Origin of the sequence: Dellaglioa kimchii (assembly GCF_046115505.1) — a bacterium.
In the GTDB taxonomy this organism is placed as follows: domain Bacteria; phylum Bacillota; class Bacilli; order Lactobacillales; family Lactobacillaceae; genus Dellaglioa; species Dellaglioa kimchii.
In genome coordinates this window covers 16097-32321 of the sequence record NZ_CP170736.1, presented here as the reverse complement: position 1 = coordinate 32321, position 16225 = coordinate 16097, and the positions used below count along the sequence as shown (strand labels likewise).

16 protein-coding genes are annotated in these 16225 nt (G+C 31.7%); 3 read left to right on the top strand and 13 right to left on the bottom strand.

Translation table 11 applies throughout. The features are described from left to right. Positions 1–4 precede the first annotated feature (4 nt). The 13 genes from ACE83Q_RS00140 to map form a co-directional block, all read right to left on the bottom strand. Positions 5–1168, bottom strand: a complete 1164-nt coding sequence (locus ACE83Q_RS00140) for a hypothetical protein (protein WP_409022124.1) — start codon at positions 1166–1168, stop codon at positions 5–7. Next, positions 1168–2367: a CDP-glycerol glycerophosphotransferase family protein gene (locus tag ACE83Q_RS00135; RefSeq protein ID WP_409022123.1), complete on the bottom strand. Its 1200-nt coding sequence runs from the start codon at positions 2365–2367 to the stop codon at positions 1168–1170. Before ACE83Q_RS00135 ends, ACE83Q_RS00140 begins: the two co-directional genes overlap by 1 nt. After that, positions 2364–3497 carry a glycosyltransferase family 4 protein gene (locus ACE83Q_RS00130; protein WP_409022122.1) on the bottom strand — a complete coding sequence of 378 codons (1134 nt, stop codon included), beginning with the start codon at positions 3495–3497 and terminating at the stop codon, positions 2364–2366. Before ACE83Q_RS00130 ends, ACE83Q_RS00135 begins: the two co-directional genes overlap by 4 nt. Further along, complete coding sequence (locus ACE83Q_RS00125) at positions 3494–4378, bottom strand: NAD-dependent epimerase/dehydratase family protein (protein WP_409022121.1); 885 nt, start codon at positions 4376–4378, stop codon at positions 3494–3496. The genes ACE83Q_RS00130 and ACE83Q_RS00125 overlap by 4 nt, the downstream gene beginning before the upstream one ends. After that, positions 4344–4961, bottom strand: a complete 618-nt coding sequence (locus tag ACE83Q_RS00120; RefSeq protein WP_409022120.1) for a sugar transferase — start codon at positions 4959–4961, stop codon at positions 4344–4346. The genes ACE83Q_RS00125 and ACE83Q_RS00120 overlap by 35 nt, the downstream gene beginning before the upstream one ends. Then, positions 4961–6790: a polysaccharide biosynthesis protein gene (locus tag ACE83Q_RS00115; protein ID WP_409022119.1), complete on the bottom strand. Its 1830-nt coding sequence runs from the start codon at positions 6788–6790 to the stop codon at positions 4961–4963. The genes ACE83Q_RS00120 and ACE83Q_RS00115 overlap by 1 nt, the downstream gene beginning before the upstream one ends. A 53-nt stretch (positions 6791–6843) precedes the next feature. After that, positions 6844–7569: a CpsD/CapB family tyrosine-protein kinase gene (locus ACE83Q_RS00110; RefSeq protein ID WP_409022118.1), complete on the bottom strand. Its 726-nt coding sequence runs from the start codon at positions 7567–7569 to the stop codon at positions 6844–6846. Positions 7570–7580: 11 nt separating this feature from the next. After that, positions 7581–8333, bottom strand: coding sequence for a YveK family protein (locus ACE83Q_RS00105; protein WP_409022117.1), 753 nt, complete (start codon positions 8331–8333; stop codon positions 7581–7583). Between the two features lie 13 nt (positions 8334–8346). Then, positions 8347–9318 (bottom strand): LCP family protein, encoded by a 972-nt coding sequence (locus ACE83Q_RS00100; RefSeq protein ID WP_409022115.1) that lies wholly within the window; start codon positions 9316–9318, stop codon positions 8347–8349. Positions 9319–9599: 281 nt separating this feature from the next. After that, positions 9600–11345 (bottom strand): MFS transporter, encoded by a 1746-nt coding sequence (locus tag ACE83Q_RS00095; protein ID WP_409022114.1) that lies wholly within the window; start codon positions 11343–11345, stop codon positions 9600–9602. A 32-nt stretch (positions 11346–11377) separates the two neighbouring features. Further along, a complete protein-coding gene (locus ACE83Q_RS00090; RefSeq protein ID WP_409022113.1) occupies positions 11378–12271 on the bottom strand; it encodes a YihY/virulence factor BrkB family protein in 894 nt (297 codons plus the stop codon). 103 nt (positions 12272–12374) lie between these two features. Then, positions 12375–13244 (bottom strand): UTP--glucose-1-phosphate uridylyltransferase GalU, encoded by an 870-nt coding sequence (galU, locus tag ACE83Q_RS00085; protein WP_409022112.1) that lies wholly within the window; start codon positions 13242–13244, stop codon positions 12375–12377. A 153-nt stretch (positions 13245–13397) separates the two neighbouring features. Further along, on the bottom strand, positions 13398–14180 hold the full coding sequence (gene map, locus ACE83Q_RS00080; protein ID WP_409022111.1) for a type I methionyl aminopeptidase: 783 nt from the start codon (positions 14178–14180) through the stop codon (positions 13398–13400). Between the two features lie 151 nt (positions 14181–14331). On the opposite strand from map, the gene ACE83Q_RS00075 reads away from it, so the two are divergent. From ACE83Q_RS00075 to ACE83Q_RS00065, 3 genes are read left to right on the top strand one after another with little or no spacing between them, the layout of a single operon-like run. Beyond that, positions 14332–14790: a flavodoxin gene (locus ACE83Q_RS00075; RefSeq protein WP_409022110.1), complete on the top strand. Its 459-nt coding sequence runs from the start codon at positions 14332–14334 to the stop codon at positions 14788–14790. 2 nt (positions 14791–14792) lie between these two features. Continuing rightward, the gene (locus tag ACE83Q_RS00070) at positions 14793–15206 is read left to right on the top strand and encodes a GtrA family protein (RefSeq protein ID WP_409022109.1); all 414 of its coding nucleotides are present in this window, start codon (positions 14793–14795) and stop codon (positions 15204–15206) included. Positions 15207–15246: 40 nt separating this feature from the next. After that, positions 15247–16209: a glycosyltransferase family 2 protein gene (locus tag ACE83Q_RS00065; RefSeq protein ID WP_409022108.1), complete on the top strand. Its 963-nt coding sequence runs from the start codon at positions 15247–15249 to the stop codon at positions 16207–16209. Positions 16210–16225 lie beyond the last annotated feature (16 nt).

The following is a 16225-nucleotide window of genomic DNA, read 5'->3' as shown; positions in this document are numbered from 1 at the left end:
ACCCTCATTCCAGTTTTTTATTCGTATTACTTAAATATTCAAAATAAGTAATCATAAATGGTATAAAAAAGATAATTTTCGTCAAAATTAAAACAGCAAATCCTGTTTCAAATGTTATGAATGCACTAAAAAGAATAATTAGTATCAATTTTGAATCAATATTATTTTTTAAAAACGTAAAAAATCCTAGATACATGCTTATAACTAATAAAATCGATCCCCGTAGTAGATATTCAATTATACCAGAATCTACAAATGATAATCTATCATCAAAGCCAAAACCAACAGGTCTGAATAAATTATCTTTGATAAAACTTAAATTTTTAGTCATCGCGCCGCCTTTTGCATACCTACCAGTGAGACCATTATTTTGTTTTTCAAATAGTATATAATGAATCATCGCTGACATTTCATTAACAGCTGATTTTTGAAAAATAAGCATATAAATTATAACTAACCCGATAAAAACGCAAATTCTTATAACGGTTTTTCTTGATAAAAGAGTAAAAATCATTCCAATTGCGATGACAAAATACATAATAGCCGTGAAGGACTTTAAATTGACAATTAAAAAACAAAATCCGAAAGATAAAAATAAATCAATCTTCATATGAAATTTTTTATATGTAAAAAATGACATACAAAAAAATAAAAACATTGCAAATCCAGAAACAGAGTGAGTAGAAAAAGTAAGTACTGGTTTACTTCCCATTTGCATTAATGGTATTAATTCTTGATAATATGCTCCATAAAATTTATATTCAATATTATTAATAATTGGAATATTTAAAATCATACATAACCCTAATAAAATCACTAGAATAGAAAAAAATCTGTATGCATTAATATTATTTGTTTTAGAATATTCAGAATTTTTGAAATCTATTGACGAAATCGTAATGTATGATAAATAATACATGAAAGATCCAAATTTTATACCAGAAAGTGGCGTAAAAAGTGTTGCGATTAATAAAATCAACAATATTGCCAATGAATACATACCTTGTATTTTATTAATTTTCAATTTACCAAATAAAATTAAACTAATAAATACTATTTCTAATAACGTAGCAAAAATCAATAAGTATGTATTTGTGACAATTCCATTTAAAGTTGTTGGAAACAAAAATGCAACAACAGCTAGTACAAATAATATACGTCCTCTCATTATTCCATCCCACTCATATTCTTTGTCTTATTTTTTATATATTGGACTATTTTTTCAGTACCTTTACCATGTTCTTCCACAAATTCCCCATTAAATTCGCGTGCTTCAGATATTTTTTCATTCAAATTCATTTTACTTATCATTTGAATTAAAATTCCTTCATCCGAACTACCCGATATATGCTCTCGAATATCAAAATAAAGTCCTCGTTCTTTTTGGTAACGGTCATAATCGTAAGTAAAAGTATACATAGGTTTATTAAGTATTGAAAAATCAAAAATAATACTTGAATAATCAGAAATCAAAATATCCGAAATTTGCATTAAATCATTTAAATTCTCATATTCAGATACATCATAGATAAAGTTATTAGATGAACTAATTTTATCTGTATCTGACTCAATTTCATAATGTGTTCTTAGCAACATTACGTAATCATCACCTAATACTTTTTTCCAAGCGTCCTCATTTAATTTATTTTCGAATAAAATAGTTTTATCCACATTATGATAATATTCTCTAAAGGTAGGGGCATATAATATTATTTTTTTATTTATCGGAATATTAAGATTCTGTCGTATTATATTTTTTTTCATACTATCAATTGGTTGTGTGAGAATGTCATTTCTTGGTAAACCATATTTTTTCATATTTATTAATGGGATACTATATGCTGCGGACATTATTTTTGTTTCATAAGCCGACTGCGTTAAAAATATATCTGCATTAATGATATTAGTTCCAGTAAATGACTCGCTATTAGAAGAAATATCTGTCCCCATTTTTTTAAGTGGCGTACCATGCCATGTATTTATACAAAAATTACCTGGCTCTTTAAATTCTAATCCTCTTTCAATACTTGAATTTGTAATCCAAATACCTGCTTTCATCGCAACCTTAAAGTAGTTAACTGTATCTATTTTAATCTTATATTCATCTGATAGCGTTTCAAACTGATTTGGATTTCTAAATGCCCAAACTAGTTTGAAATCAGAAAATTCAGGATCCATTTTTATTTTATCAAAAATTTCTTTTGGACTATCGTTAAATCCCTGTCCACCAAAACTTACAAAGAGGATCGTTTTGCTATCTTTTTTTACAAATTTAGATATCACTTTTAAAATACTACTGCCAATATAAAAATAAATTATATAAACAAATTTAAAATATTTAACTATTTGAATTAATTTTTTTCTCATTTGTTACCCCGTAAATATACCTTATTCATCTTATTTTCAATTGTTATTATATCGAACTTCTTTATAATATCGTTTTGGTTTTTTTTGAAATATTCTATTAATTTTTCATTTGTAATCAATTTTTCCATTTGATTCGCTAATTCATCGGATTTTTTTGGGTCAAATAATAAACCATTAATATCTGACGTAATTAAATCAATATTTCCTCTAATATTTGATGCAATTACTGGTAAGCTGGCAGCCATAGCCTCCATTAAAGCCACTGGTAATCCTTCTTGTAAGGAAGGAAAGACATAAATATCAGTAGAATTTAAAATAATATCAATATCTGAGCGATAACCTAAAAAATCAACTTGTGCATCAATTCCTAATTCAATAGATTTGTTTTCTAAGTATTCTCGCAATTCGCCTTCACCAACAATAAGATAATGTATATTTTTATTTTTAATCTTACTGATAGCTTCCAAAACAACTTCGTGATTCTTTCTTTTTGAAAGTTGCCCAACACTCGTAATTATAATTTCATTTTCTGAAAATTCTATTCTATCCTGTATATCAGAGTATTTATGTATGTCAACTCCTATTCCAGGAACGTATACATTATTTTTAGGGTGCATCCACTTTGATGCTCTATCAAAATCTTCTTTATTAATTGTTATCAAAATATCCGTAAAGAACGAACAGATATATTCGATTGGAAAATAAATTAACCAATTTAATAATGGTGCCCCTTTATAAAAATGAAATCCATGTGCCGTATAAATCGTTGTTAAGAAATTTTTTCTTTGGTGTCTCGCAGCTAGTCGTGCGATAACTCCACCTATTGGTGAATGACAATGCATTATTTTAAAATTAGAATCTTTTAATATTTTTTTTGTTAACCGATACGATGTTAAAATATCTGAAACTTTAAAAATATTTCTTGGAATAGGAATGTCATGTGTTCTTATTCCTCTAGAATCTAGTTCGTTCTTAAATTGTTTAACTCGGTCATCTGAAGTTATACTTCCATTTGTAAAATTACATGCAACTTCCACTGAGTAACCTTGTTTTTCTAATATAGCGATATTATCCATATTAAACAGATCAATCATAGAGGCAACAGAAGCATACATTAAAGCTTTTTTCATTTTTTTTCCTCATTTATTATTTTTTGAATTGACTCTCTAAGACTTAAATTCAAATCATAACTAAATCCATAATTACTTAGTTTACGCTCATATACTTTATTACCATATATGCGATTTATAAACCGTCCTTTTTTTGAAAGTAGTACAATTAAAAAATTAAATATTGATATCAGATAGGTCTTCTTTCCAAGTATCATTCTTGTATCCAAAATTATGTCACTTGTTGAAACATATTCTTTGTTTTGGGGGAAAAACACTCCTGAAACGTCGTTTAAAATACACTGTTTTATAAATTCTGACAACACATCAATATAAATCATACTTCTTTTATTATTTATTTTTGGAAAAACCGAAAATTTCTTTGAAGCTGCTAATAACTTAGGAAAATTCCCCTTACTATTCGGCCCGTAAACCATAGGAGTCCTGATAACTACCGTTTTAAATTTATCATCTTCTAATTTCTGAATTGCGAGATCTGCCTGTAATTTACTATCACCATAAAAATCAATTGGTTTCATTGGTGTATCTCGATTTATTATATTAGTCTTTTTTAGTCCTTTTTCTTCGCCATATACTATCATACTTGATAAAAATATAAATTGCTTGACTCTATCATATTTAGCCTTTTCAGCTAAATCAATTGCGAGATCTCTATTTACTTTATAATATTGATCCTTCATATCTGGATTAGACGATACGTGGGCTATACCTGCTACATTCATTACCGTATCATATAAGCCAAAATCTTTTTTTCTCCACTCTCCATCTCGAACGCTTATCATATCAATTGATATTTCTTTGTTATCAGAGAGTTCAATCCAATTTTTAAACGATTTTGCAATATAACTATTCGCCCCAGTAATTAGTATCTTTTTTTTCATTTTTATTACCTTCCTGAACTCCATCATGTCTCAAAACAGAGCTAATTGTACCAAAAAATATTTTCACGTCTTGAACAAACGAAATATGTTTAACATAGGCACCATCTAACTTAGCCTTTTCTTGAATTGGCAATTCATCTCGACCATTAATTTGAGCAAGTCCAGTTAATCCTGGTAAAACGTCATTAGCATCATATCTTTCACGTTCAGAAATAAGATCGTCCTGATTCCAAAGAGCTGGACGAGGTCCAATAATGCTCATCTTACCCATTAATATATTAATAATCTGTGGTAACTCATCAAGACTCGTTTTTCTAAGAATTTTACCTGAATATGTGATAAAAACATTTGGATCTTTCAATAAATGTGTAGGTACGTCAGGTGTATCACTTCTCATTGTTCTAAATTTTAAAATATTAAAGTACGTTTTATGGATACCTATCCTTTTTTGTTTGAAAAATATAGGTCCTTTTGAATCCATTTTTACAATAACAGCGATAATCAAAAAAATAGGCGATAAAAGTACAAGGCCTATCAATGAAATAACGAAATCAATTATTCTTTTAAAAAATTTTTTATACATTAATTCATACCTTCCGAATCAATTGATGGTTCACCATTATGAGTATGTGCGTACCCAATAACTTCTTTTTTCAAATCTGAACCAGTTAATGGTTCAACGCTTTTAACAAAACTCATGATATCACTAATTTTGTACGGTGTTACCTTCCCTAAAAAAATCTTTTCATAAACTTGTTCTTGTTGTTTTTCACTACTTACAAGTAATTCTTCATATAATTTTTCTCCAGGCCGCATACCCGATTCAACAATCTCAATTTCATTTTCACTGTAACCACTTAATTTAATCATTTTTCTTGCTAAATCAACAATTTTAACTGGTTTACCCATATCTAAGATAAATAGTTCTCCACCTTTAGATAAAGTTCCAGCCTGAATTACCAAACGACTAGCTTCAGGAATCGTCATAAAGAATCTTGTCATTCTAAGGTCAGTGACGGTAACTGGTCCGCCTTTAGCTATCTGTTTCTTAAATAAAGGTACGACACTACCACGACTACCCAGTACATTACCAAAACGAACAACGGCGAACTTTGTATGTCCTTCTTCATTTAAGCTGGTTACAATCATCTCAGCGAGACGTTTTGTAGCACCCATAATATTTGGTGGATTTACTGCTTTGTCAGTTGAAATCATAACAAACGACTTCACCTTAGCAGCCTTAGCAGCTTCAGCAACATTTTTCGTTCCATAAACATTATTTTTAATAGCTTCAGTAGGATTAGCTTCCATTAGTGGTACATGCTTGTGTGCTGCAGCATGATAGACAATCTCTGGTCTATATTGTTCCATTAACTCAAAGATATGTTTACGATCTTGTACATCAGCAATAATTGGTACAATTTCGATTTTATCTGAATAAAGATTTTTTAACTCCTGATGTATCAAGTAAATTGAATTTTCTCCATGCCCTAAAAGAATTAGGCGTTTAGGATTAAATTTGCTAACTTGACGACAAATTTCTGAACCAATAGATCCACCTGCACCTGTAACTAAAATCGTTTTATCATATATCTTCCTTTCAATTTTAGCCATATCGAGTTTAATTTCTTGTCGACCTAGTAAATCAACAACATCAATGTCATGCATTTTTCTAGAATCATTGTTATCTTCAAGCATATCTTCAAAACTTGACATACGATTAATTTTAACTTTCAAAGGATTCAAAATATCCAATAAATTTTCATAATTATGAGGATCTAATGATGGAATTGCGATTGATACCTGTTTAACGTCATATTCTCCAACAATTGTTGGGATATCTTGAAAAGTTCCCAAGACCTCCTTACCCATCATCCACATTTTTTGTTTTTGGGAATCATTATCAACATATCCAATAACATTTAAATCGGCATTATCTCTTTGAATTCGTTCCATCAAAGTTTCTGCACCATCTCCAGCACCAACTATTAATGTCGTGACTAACGGTTTATTTTCTCCATTATTTAAAATATTTTCAACAAAATAACGCCATGCAAACCGACTACCAACAATAAAAAGAAGTGTAAATAAATACATTAGTATCCCAAAACGGATACTATAGATTGAACTTATAAAAAAATAACTAACATTACTAACAATTGCTGCAATTGTTGTTGTTGTAAATATTGCAGTCATTTCTTTAAGACTGGAGTAGCGATTAATTTTTGAAAAAAGTTTTAATGAATATCCAACCACCAAATAGGAAACTAAACATATAAATCCAAATTGTAACAAATGTAATATATTAAAATTAACATATGGTTTCAAAAATAACATTGATAGCATCATTGAAACTACCCAAATCGCACAATCAAGACCTGCTAAAACTACTTGTTTACTTTTTCTACTCACTTTAAATCCCTGCTCCCTTAAATTATTATATCCCTACTACTTTATACTCATCATTATTTATAATATCCGTAATAGCCACCATAGTATCCAGATTCATCACTACCCGAGACATCATTCAAAATTGTTCCAATAATTCTTGCATGTACAGTATCTAATAATTCCTTAGCTTTTAAAACTGCACCTTTGTTTGCTAAGCCTTGTCTCACAACTAAAATGGTACCATCAACTTTAGTTGCTACAATTTGTGCATCTGTTACAGAAATTAACGGTGGCGTATCAATTATGACCATATCCATTTGTTCAGCGACAGCTGCAATTAAAGAGTCCATTCTTTTTGTATTCAATAATTCAGAAGGGTTGGGTGGTGTGGGTCCTGCCGGCATAACATATAAATTTTCAATAGGTGTTTCCTCAACTGACTTTGCAATATCAATATCTTTTTCTGTTAAGCAATTAGTTAATCCTGTCTTATTACTTAACCCAAATGTACGATGTGCTGTTGGTCGGCGCATATCTGCATCGATTAATAAAACTTTAAGTCCTTGATTGGCATATGTTACAGCAAGATTAGTTATAACTGTTGATTTTCCTTCAGATAGTCCTGATGATGTTGCCATGATAACTTTCATCTCTTTATCAATACTTGAAAATTGAATATTTGTTCGAACCGTCCGAAATTGTTCTGCTATGATTGATGTTGGTTGGGTAACCGTAATTAATCCCACGCCATTATCGATACTATCAGTTGATAATTTTTTATCTTTTTTTAATAAGCTCATTTTATTAACCCCTATCTGCCTGAATCAGTATGTTTTCGTGTTCTTGATGTCGATTGTCCAAAAAGCCTTTGACTTTTCTTGGTTTCCTCAATATGATTAATCATTCCTAAATTCGAAAGACCAATCTCTGTTAATAAATCAGTATTCTTAACAGTTTTATCTAATATTTCTATCAAGAATGCAATCGCAATTCCGATAATTGCTCCAAGCACCAACCCAATTAAAGTGTTTAATTTTTTATTTGGTGATACGGCATTAGGCTTTGCGATTGCATCAGCCACAATTGTTACGTTATTAACTTTCATCATTTTTTTTATTTTTTGTTTAAACGTATCTGCAACTGAATTTGCAATATCTGCTGCACGATAAGCGTTCGTGTCTTGAACAGTCACACTAAAAACCTGCGAGTTTTCTTCATTTGAAATGCTTATCTGGTTTTTCAAATTATCACTTGTACCTGTAAAATTATCTTTTTTTGCTATTTCTTTTCTAACAGGATCCAACACAATTTTATTTTGAATAATATCTTTGTACGTGTTAATCATTTGTACATCTGCTTGCTGCGTATTATAGGCAGCTCCTACATTATTAGCAGTCTCCGTTCGATTAACTAAAACTTGAACAGTCGCATCATATTTTGGTGTCATAAAAAAAACGGTGATAAACAGGGCAAATAGTGCTCCTACAATTGTTAACCCACCAATTAATTTAAGGTGTTTTTTTAAAATATTAAAAATTTGTTCAATATTGATTGTTTCTTCCATTGGTATAATTCTCCTAATCTAAGTCTAATTGTTTTCTGATCATGTTAGATACTTTCGTCACTTGTGCTGATGGCACAACTTCATACGATACACCATTTATCATTTGTGATTGCCCCTGAAGTTGAACATCTTTAATTTTGCCTATAGCACTACGATACTTAGTTACTATCTCTTTCATATCAGAAAAATTCAAGTTCGTTTTCATATTGCTCTCAAGTACACTCAAAATTGATTGATAATTTGTGACACCGTCAATAGAAGCTATCTTCTTACCTAATTCAGTCACGACAGAACGTTGTCGTTTTTGACGCCCATAATCACCATTTGGATCATCATGGCGCATCCTAGAAAATGCAAGTACATTACTCTCTGTTAATTCAATCTCACCTTTAGCATAACCATTGAAGGCAAAAGGATTATTGACCGTAATTGGCCCGACGGATCCTGTTAATTCTTCTAATCCCTTCATATTCATCTGAATATAGTAATCAATTGGAATATTTAAATAGTTTTGAATAGTATCCATTGCTAAGGAAACATCACCATAAGCATATGCAGCATTTAATTTATTATCTGTCCCGTGACCAGTAATCGGAATCTTCGTATCACGAGGTAAACTCGTTAATGTCGTCAAGTCTGTTTTGGGATTAATTGTTGCAACCATCATGGTATCTGATCTACCTTGATCTGCTCTCCCCTCTTCACCTGTATCAACACCTAAAATTAAAACTGAGAAAGGCGCCTCTTTATCTAGAGAGACACTTCCGGTTGTTCGTTTACTTTTAACGTTTGCTTTTTGATATGTATTGTCTACAACGTCTTTTGCATCTAGATAAACCTTCGCCATCAACACACCACCAATAACTAGTAGTGCAGCAACGACGATTCCGACACCGATCCCCCATTTTTTCAGTGAGCTTGTTTTTTTCCTTTTATGATGATGTTTCTTATGACTACCTTGTTGCTTAATTTTATCTTCACTCATAATTAATTACCCCTAAATTTTTTAGATGTATACAACGACACAATAGTTCATTATACATGTTACCTGACTTAAATGAAACTTAAAATCAGTTGTCTAATCATTGTTTAATCTTATTGTCAACTAATATGTTTTTTACCACACTTTCAAAAGTGTAGTGCTCTACACTCTTAATTATACGTTACGTTATATGTAAAAGTATTATATTTCATTTTTAATACAAAGAGAGAACATCGTTAATTATGCTCTCTTTTTTGAAGTACCTATTACTTTTTAAAATAATATTATAAATTAATTTCTTTTTTATTATCAATAATTCCCATAAAAACAGCACTAACGCAACTAATTATCCAAGTAGCTAGCACGATAATTAAACTAATTCTTGTTATTATTTTCGTATGATAACCAATGACTAACCTATTTGTACCTATTCTAGTTGCTTTAACGGTTGGACTACCCATAGTTGACAAGGTCATTTTTTTAGGATCAAGGCTACTACCATTTAATTGAACAGTTGAATTATTATAGACTATCGCGGGTAAAGAAATCTCATTTTCTTTTTTGGTTGCGTTCCAACTAAGACTTAACTTTCCTTCACTATTAATCGTTTTACTTACTTCATCTTTATTTTTTTTCATGTCTAATCGATAATCATGATAAGGACGTTCACTTAATACTCGATTATTAGGTAAATAGTCTGGCGAAGCTTTGGTAAGCAACTTTAAACCATCATCTAGATTTGAACTCATAAATGCTTTGGTAATCTGTTCGTTACTCGTATTATCTGCGATATCAACATTATTGGGAGAAACAATCGACTGATTAGTATGCCATGCTTCGTTACTTTTTTGAATTTCTAAATACGATTGTGTTCCGACAACAAGACCTCCAACAATTAAGAATAGATCAACATACTTTCTATAATTTTTAAATGAACTACTTGATAGTGTTGCACTAAGACCCGCTAATAATAAAACTACAGCGAACCCTTCAAAGCGACGTGGGTATTGTAAGAAACTTTGTATTTGTGGGATAACCTGAGCTAAATCTGTCCAAGGAACTAATTTTGACGTTAAGACTAAGAAAACTAGACCTAAGCTGGTCACTACTCTGTTAGTAACCGTAAATTTTACTTGTTTTATAAACAATAAACTAATTTGTACTACAAATATGAGACTCATAACCAAACCTATTTTTGTAAGCGTTGGTCCGCCCATCGATAAATTCATAGTTGAATTGGACATCATTACATTAACATGCGGTGGGTATAATTTATTGTTTGCGAAAACGTCTAACATGGCACCCCAAACATTAAATGTCAAAACTAACGATAATAGCCCCGCTAAAAAACAAGTTAATAACAGTTTCGATTTTTTATTTGTTTGAATAAAGCCAACTATGAAAAAAACGAGTAAGACACCAATCGACATCAAAGCACTTAAAACATGTACCTGTATCATTACCGACATGGTTAACGCTAAGGGTAGAACTCGTAACCCTTCTGCGTTATTTTTGATCATTTTAACGCCCATTAAAACAACTAGTGGCACTAGCATAATACCCCAAGCCATAAAATTTTGTTCAGTTGACCATCGCGCAATCCACAAGCTACCCATAAAAAGAACAGCCATTAGTAGTGAGATATCTTTGGTTGAAGTTATTTCTTTAGCTAGTAAATACATTGAGTAACCGCTAATAAAGAAAATTAAAAAAGAAGAAATAACTTGAAAATTAAACCAACTATGTACGAGTAATAATAATCCACCTAGCAAATAAGCAAATCCCGGACCATACACAGCATTGATAATCCGACCACTCTGTTGAAACCCGTAATTTGTTTGGAAATAGTTAAAATTGCCTGTTTTAAATTGCATGTAGATATCGTAAATACGATTAAAATGAAATAAAGAATCAGAACCTAAAACTAAACTATGTGCGAGTATCTGAGGTAAGACTAAAAACAAGCTCACACTAAACATAACAATAAATACACCGACATGATTTTTTAAATTAATCGACTTATTTTTCAATTAACTTACCTCCCCTAACGATTTATAATATTTTATTTTTTCTTACTAAATCGACTTTTATATTGCTTAAATAAGCTATTTAGCTGAATAGATTGTGCTTCAACTTCACCATGTCGAACAATAGCAATGGATGCATTGAGAACGGCACCTAGCATGATTATCCATGCCCCAAAATCCAGCCAGAACAACATAATCATTACTGTTCCGATTGCGCCATAACTACTAAAAGCGCCACCGAAATACTGCACGTATATCGAAAATACTTGGGTCAATAAAATCCACCCAATGGTTGTCAAAATTGCCCCTGGTAAAACTGCCCTGAACCTAAGTCTTGCACTAGGTAATATCCGATAAAGTAATAAAATAATAATAAAAATACCGATTAAGGCGACAGGCCATTTAACCGTGGTAATCACAGTTAAAAATTCTCCCGGCAAATGTAAAATGGGTGTCAACACCTCAACTACTATTTGACTGAACCCAAAGAACAAAATAATAGCACCTAAGGAGATAACTAACCCAATCGTTAACACAAACGATACAATTCGCCCAACAATTGGATTTTGCTTCGTTTCAACACTATAGGCATGGTTGAAACTTTTCTTCAATGCATTAATCCCCTTACTTGTCGTCCATAACGTTACGACAGCACCAATTGACAATAATCCACCATTTCCATTTTTCAAAAATGATTCAATAAATGGTGCTAAAATGCTATATATCGCGGATGGCATCACAACTTTTACATACTCTAGTATGACAGATACCTTTAAATGAAGCATTGGTATTAAATTACCAATAAAAATAATTGCTGGAAAAATCGATAATAACGTATAGTACGCAATAATAACCGAAGAATTACTCACATCGGCATTAATAAATTGTGTTTTAAATATTTTAATAAACTGAATGAACTTACTTTTCATAATAATTCCTCCGCGAGATACATCTATATAAGAACAAATTGTATCACATTTAGGTAAAAAAATAGATTGAGCATTTAAAAATCAGCCCAATCTTCTAATTTTATTATAATTTTTTAGATAACTCTTTAATGTATTCTCTAAGTTCATCCTTAACTTCTGGATGCTTTAACCCAAATTCAATACTTGTTTTTAAATAACCGAATTTGTTTCCAACATCATAACGATCACCTTTAAATTCATGCGCGAATACACGTTGCACTTTATTTAAACGATCAATAGCATCTGTCAATTGGACTTCATTGCCTTCGCCAGGTTCTTGTGTTTCTAACATTCCAAAGATTTCTGGTGTTAACAGGTAACGACCAATAATGGCTAAATCACTTGGTGCTTCATCAACAGCTGGTTTTTCCACAAATTTTTCAACATCATATAACCCTTTTGACACTTCACTTTGTGGCGCAATCACCCCATATTTTGATACTTCTTTATGTGGTACTTCCATTACAGCAAGTGTTGAAGCATGTGTTTCTTCATAGCGATTCATCAATTGTTTTGTTAATGGTACCTTATCTTGCATGATATCATCACCCAACATAACAACAAAGGGTTCATCACCAACAAAGTCTTTAGCCATTAAAACAGCATCCCCTAAACCTCTAGGATGCGACTGGCGAATAAAGAATAAATTAATATCAGTTGTTTCCTCAACCATTTTTAATTGTTCTAATTTACCTTTAGCTTTAAGATTAGCTTCCAATTCAGGTACTGAATCAAAATGATCTTCAATTGGACGTTTCCCTTTACCCGTAACAATTAAAATATCTTCAATCCCTGCTGCTTTAGCTTCTTCAACAATGTATTGTATCGTTGGTTTATCAACAATAGGCAACATTTCTTTTGCCATTGCTTTTGTTGCTGGTAAGAATCTGGTTCCCAAACCCGCTGCAGGTATAATTGCTTTTCTAACTTTCATGATTAACTTCTCCTTTTTTTCCTTTATACGATATATAAAATCCCATTAATTTATCACAAACTCTACGTATATTATAATTCTATCATGAATCAACTATATTATACAAAAAAACTGCTAAACAATTAAGTTAGCAGTTCATTATAATTATCTATTCTATAAATATTTTGCATCAAACTCTGGATCTTGTGATGTTAAAATCTTAGGACCATCTTTGGTGATGACAATAACATGTTCATATTGACATGACAAACTACCGTCAGCAGTTCTTGTCGTCCAACCGTTAGGATCATCACTTTCTGATTCCCAACCGCCAATATTAATCATGGGTTCAATAGTAATTGTCATCCCTTCTTTAAGACGTAATCCTTTACCAGCTTGACCATAATGAGGTACGGAAGGACTTTCATGCATGGTAGGTCCAATGCCATGTCCAACGTATTCGCGAACATCACCGTAACCCATTTGGTCTTCAGTATAGGTTTGGATAGCATGACCAATATCACCAATACGGTTACCAATAACGGCTTGATCAATTCCTAAGTAAAGGGCTTTATGCGTTACTGCCATTAATTTATCAATTTCTGGTGTAGATTCACCAACAACATAACTCCAACAAGAATCGCTCATTGCGCCATGTAAACTAACAACTGTATCTACTTTAACTAAATCATTATCTTTTAAAATTAACCCTTTACGTGGGAAAGCATGACAAATTTCATCATTAATGCTGACACAAGTCGCATATTTATAGCCTTCAAAGCCAATTTGTTCAGCAACACCACCATGACTTTCAATATACTTACGTGAGAAAGTTTCAATTTCCCAACTAGAAATACCTGGTTTTATAATATCGCGTAATCCTTTATGCATCCCTGCAATAATAGCACCTGAAGCACGCATTTCTTCAATTTCGCGTTCTGATTTTAATGTGATCATTTAATTTGTTTCCTCCTATAATAAATAATTCTTCTCAACTATTATACCGCAATTGTATAGAATTTGTTACGAGATACTCAATTCCTTTCACAATCGTTTTTTTATCTGATATACTTTAACTACTATTTTAATATGGAAGAAGGAATTTAGTTTGGTTTCAGCTAAAGTTATTTTTGCAACAATTACAGGTAATAATGAAGACATCGCTGACATTATTACCGAAGCATTTGAAAATTTAGGTGCAACAGTTGAGATGGAAGAAATCTCACAATCAGATGCATCTGATTTAACTAACTTCGATATCAGCGTTGTCGTTCCTTATACTTATGACGAAGGCTCACTTCCTGATGAAGGCATGGACTTTTACGAAGACTTACAGGAGCTTGATTTAACCGGTAAATTATTCGGTGTTGCCGGTTCTGGCGATACATTCTATGGCGAGTTCTTTGGAACTGCTGTTGATAAGTTTGGTACAGCTTTCGAAGAAGCAGGCGCAACAAAGGGTTCAGCTAATCTAAAAATCGATTTAGCACCTGAAGAAGAAGATATCACTAAATTAGAAGCTTTTGCTAAAGAACTATTTCATAAAGTAACTAGTAGTGAAAACTAGCAATGAATAAAATAAATGAATTATTTCATAAACATTATGCCCTAATTTCGTATTTAATTTTTGGTGGCCTAACAACCCTAATTAACATCGTTACTTTTGTTGTTTTCCAATCATACCTTAGTGTAAATTATCAATTTGCAAACGTAATTGCATGGTTTGTTTCGGTTATTTTTGCATTCGTCACTAATAAGCTTTGGGTATTTGGTTCAAAGAACACTCATGTTTCAGGCTTAATACGTGAAGTTTTATCTTTCTTTGGCTTTAGACTTCTATCATTAGTCATTGATCAATTAATTATGACAATTGGTGTTTCTGTTTTACACTTAGATGCATCACTCGTTAAGTTATTTGATCAAATTTTCATCGTTTTAATTAATTATATTTTTAGTAAACTATTTATTTTCAAAAAATCATAAAATAAAATTCAGTAAATTCATCCTAGGGGGCACTTTATTTATGACAACCAAAGTTCTTTCAATCGTTGTGCCATGTTACAACGAACAAGAATCTATTCCGCTTTTTTTTGATGCGGTTGAAAAGGAGTCTATCAATTTACCAGATATCCAATTGGAATATTGGTTTATTAATGATGGTTCATCTGATAACAGCCTCAAAGAAATGCGCCAATTACAAAAAAAGCATCCATCAACAGTCCATTATGCTTCATTTTCACGAAATTTTGGAAAAGAAGCTGCTTTATATTGTGGCTTACAAAAAGCGACTGGCGATTACGTAACTGTTATGGACGTTGATTTACAAGATCCAACTAGCTTTTTGCCTAAAATGTTAGCTATTTTAGAAAATCCAGAAAATGACTACGACTGTGTGGGGACACGTCGGACAACTCGTCAAGGCGAACCTGTGATTCGCTCTGCATTTGCTACTCTTTTCTACAAATTAATCAATCGGATTTCAGATACTGAGATTGTTAATGGTGCCCGCGATTATCGCTTAATGACCCGTCAAATGGTTGATGCTGTTTTATCAATGTCAGAATACAATCGTTTTTCAAAAGGTATCTTCAGTTGGGTTGGTTTTAATACGGAATACTTAGAATACACAAATCAAGAACGTGTTGCTGGTAAAACAAGTTGGAATTTCTGGGGCTTATTCAAATATTCATTAGACGGTATCATCGCCTTTTCAGAAGTACCTCTTTCAATTGCAACATTTGTTGGTTTCCTATCATTTGTTGGCTCTCTTTTTGCAATCATCTTTATTATTATTAGAGCGTTACTCTATGGTGATCCAACAGCCGGATGGCCATCAACTATTTCAGTTATCTTAATGATGGGTGGGATTCAATTATTTTGTATTGGGATTCTTGGTAAATACTTAGGTAAAATTTTCTTAGAAGTCAAAAACAGACCCGTCTATATTATTAAAGAGTCAGACGTCTTCAGTTCAAAAAAAGATTAGTTATAGGGGGATTCCA

Excerpts from the sequence above, each read along its gene's own strand:
- ACE83Q_RS00140 (WP_409022124.1), bottom strand. The coding sequence starts at position 1,168 with ATGAGAGGACGTATATTATTTGTACTAGCTGTTGTTGCATTTTTGTTT.
- ACE83Q_RS00135 (WP_409022123.1), bottom strand. The coding sequence starts at position 2,367 with ATGAGAAAAAAATTAATTCAAATAGTTAAATATTTTAAATTTGTTTAT.
- ACE83Q_RS00130 (WP_409022122.1), bottom strand. The coding sequence starts at position 3,497 with ATGAAAAAAGCTTTAATGTATGCTTCTGTTGCCTCTATGATTGATCTG.
- ACE83Q_RS00125 (WP_409022121.1), bottom strand. The coding sequence starts at position 4,378 with ATGAAAAAAAAGATACTAATTACTGGGGCGAATAGTTATATTGCAAAA.
- ACE83Q_RS00120 (WP_409022120.1), bottom strand. The coding sequence starts at position 4,961 with ATGTATAAAAAATTTTTTAAAAGAATAATTGATTTCGTTATTTCATTG.
- ACE83Q_RS00110 (WP_409022118.1), bottom strand. The coding sequence starts at position 7,569 with ATGAGCTTATTAAAAAAAGATAAAAAATTATCAACTGATAGTATCGAT.
- ACE83Q_RS00105 (WP_409022117.1), bottom strand. The coding sequence starts at position 8,333 with ATGGAAGAAACAATCAATATTGAACAAATTTTTAATATTTTAAAAAAA.
- ACE83Q_RS00100 (WP_409022115.1), bottom strand. The coding sequence starts at position 9,318 with ATGAGTGAAGATAAAATTAAGCAACAAGGTAGTCATAAGAAACATCAT.
- ACE83Q_RS00090 (WP_409022113.1), bottom strand. The coding sequence starts at position 12,271 with ATGAAAAGTAAGTTCATTCAGTTTATTAAAATATTTAAAACACAATTT.
- galU (WP_409022112.1), bottom strand. The coding sequence starts at position 13,244 with ATGAAAGTTAGAAAAGCAATTATACCTGCAGCGGGTTTGGGAACCAGA.
- map (WP_409022111.1), bottom strand. The coding sequence starts at position 14,180 with ATGATCACATTAAAATCAGAACGCGAAATTGAAGAAATGCGTGCTTCA.
- ACE83Q_RS00070 (WP_409022109.1), top strand. The coding sequence starts at position 14,793 with ATGAATAAAATAAATGAATTATTTCATAAACATTATGCCCTAATTTCG.
- ACE83Q_RS00065 (WP_409022108.1), top strand. The coding sequence starts at position 15,247 with ATGACAACCAAAGTTCTTTCAATCGTTGTGCCATGTTACAACGAACAA.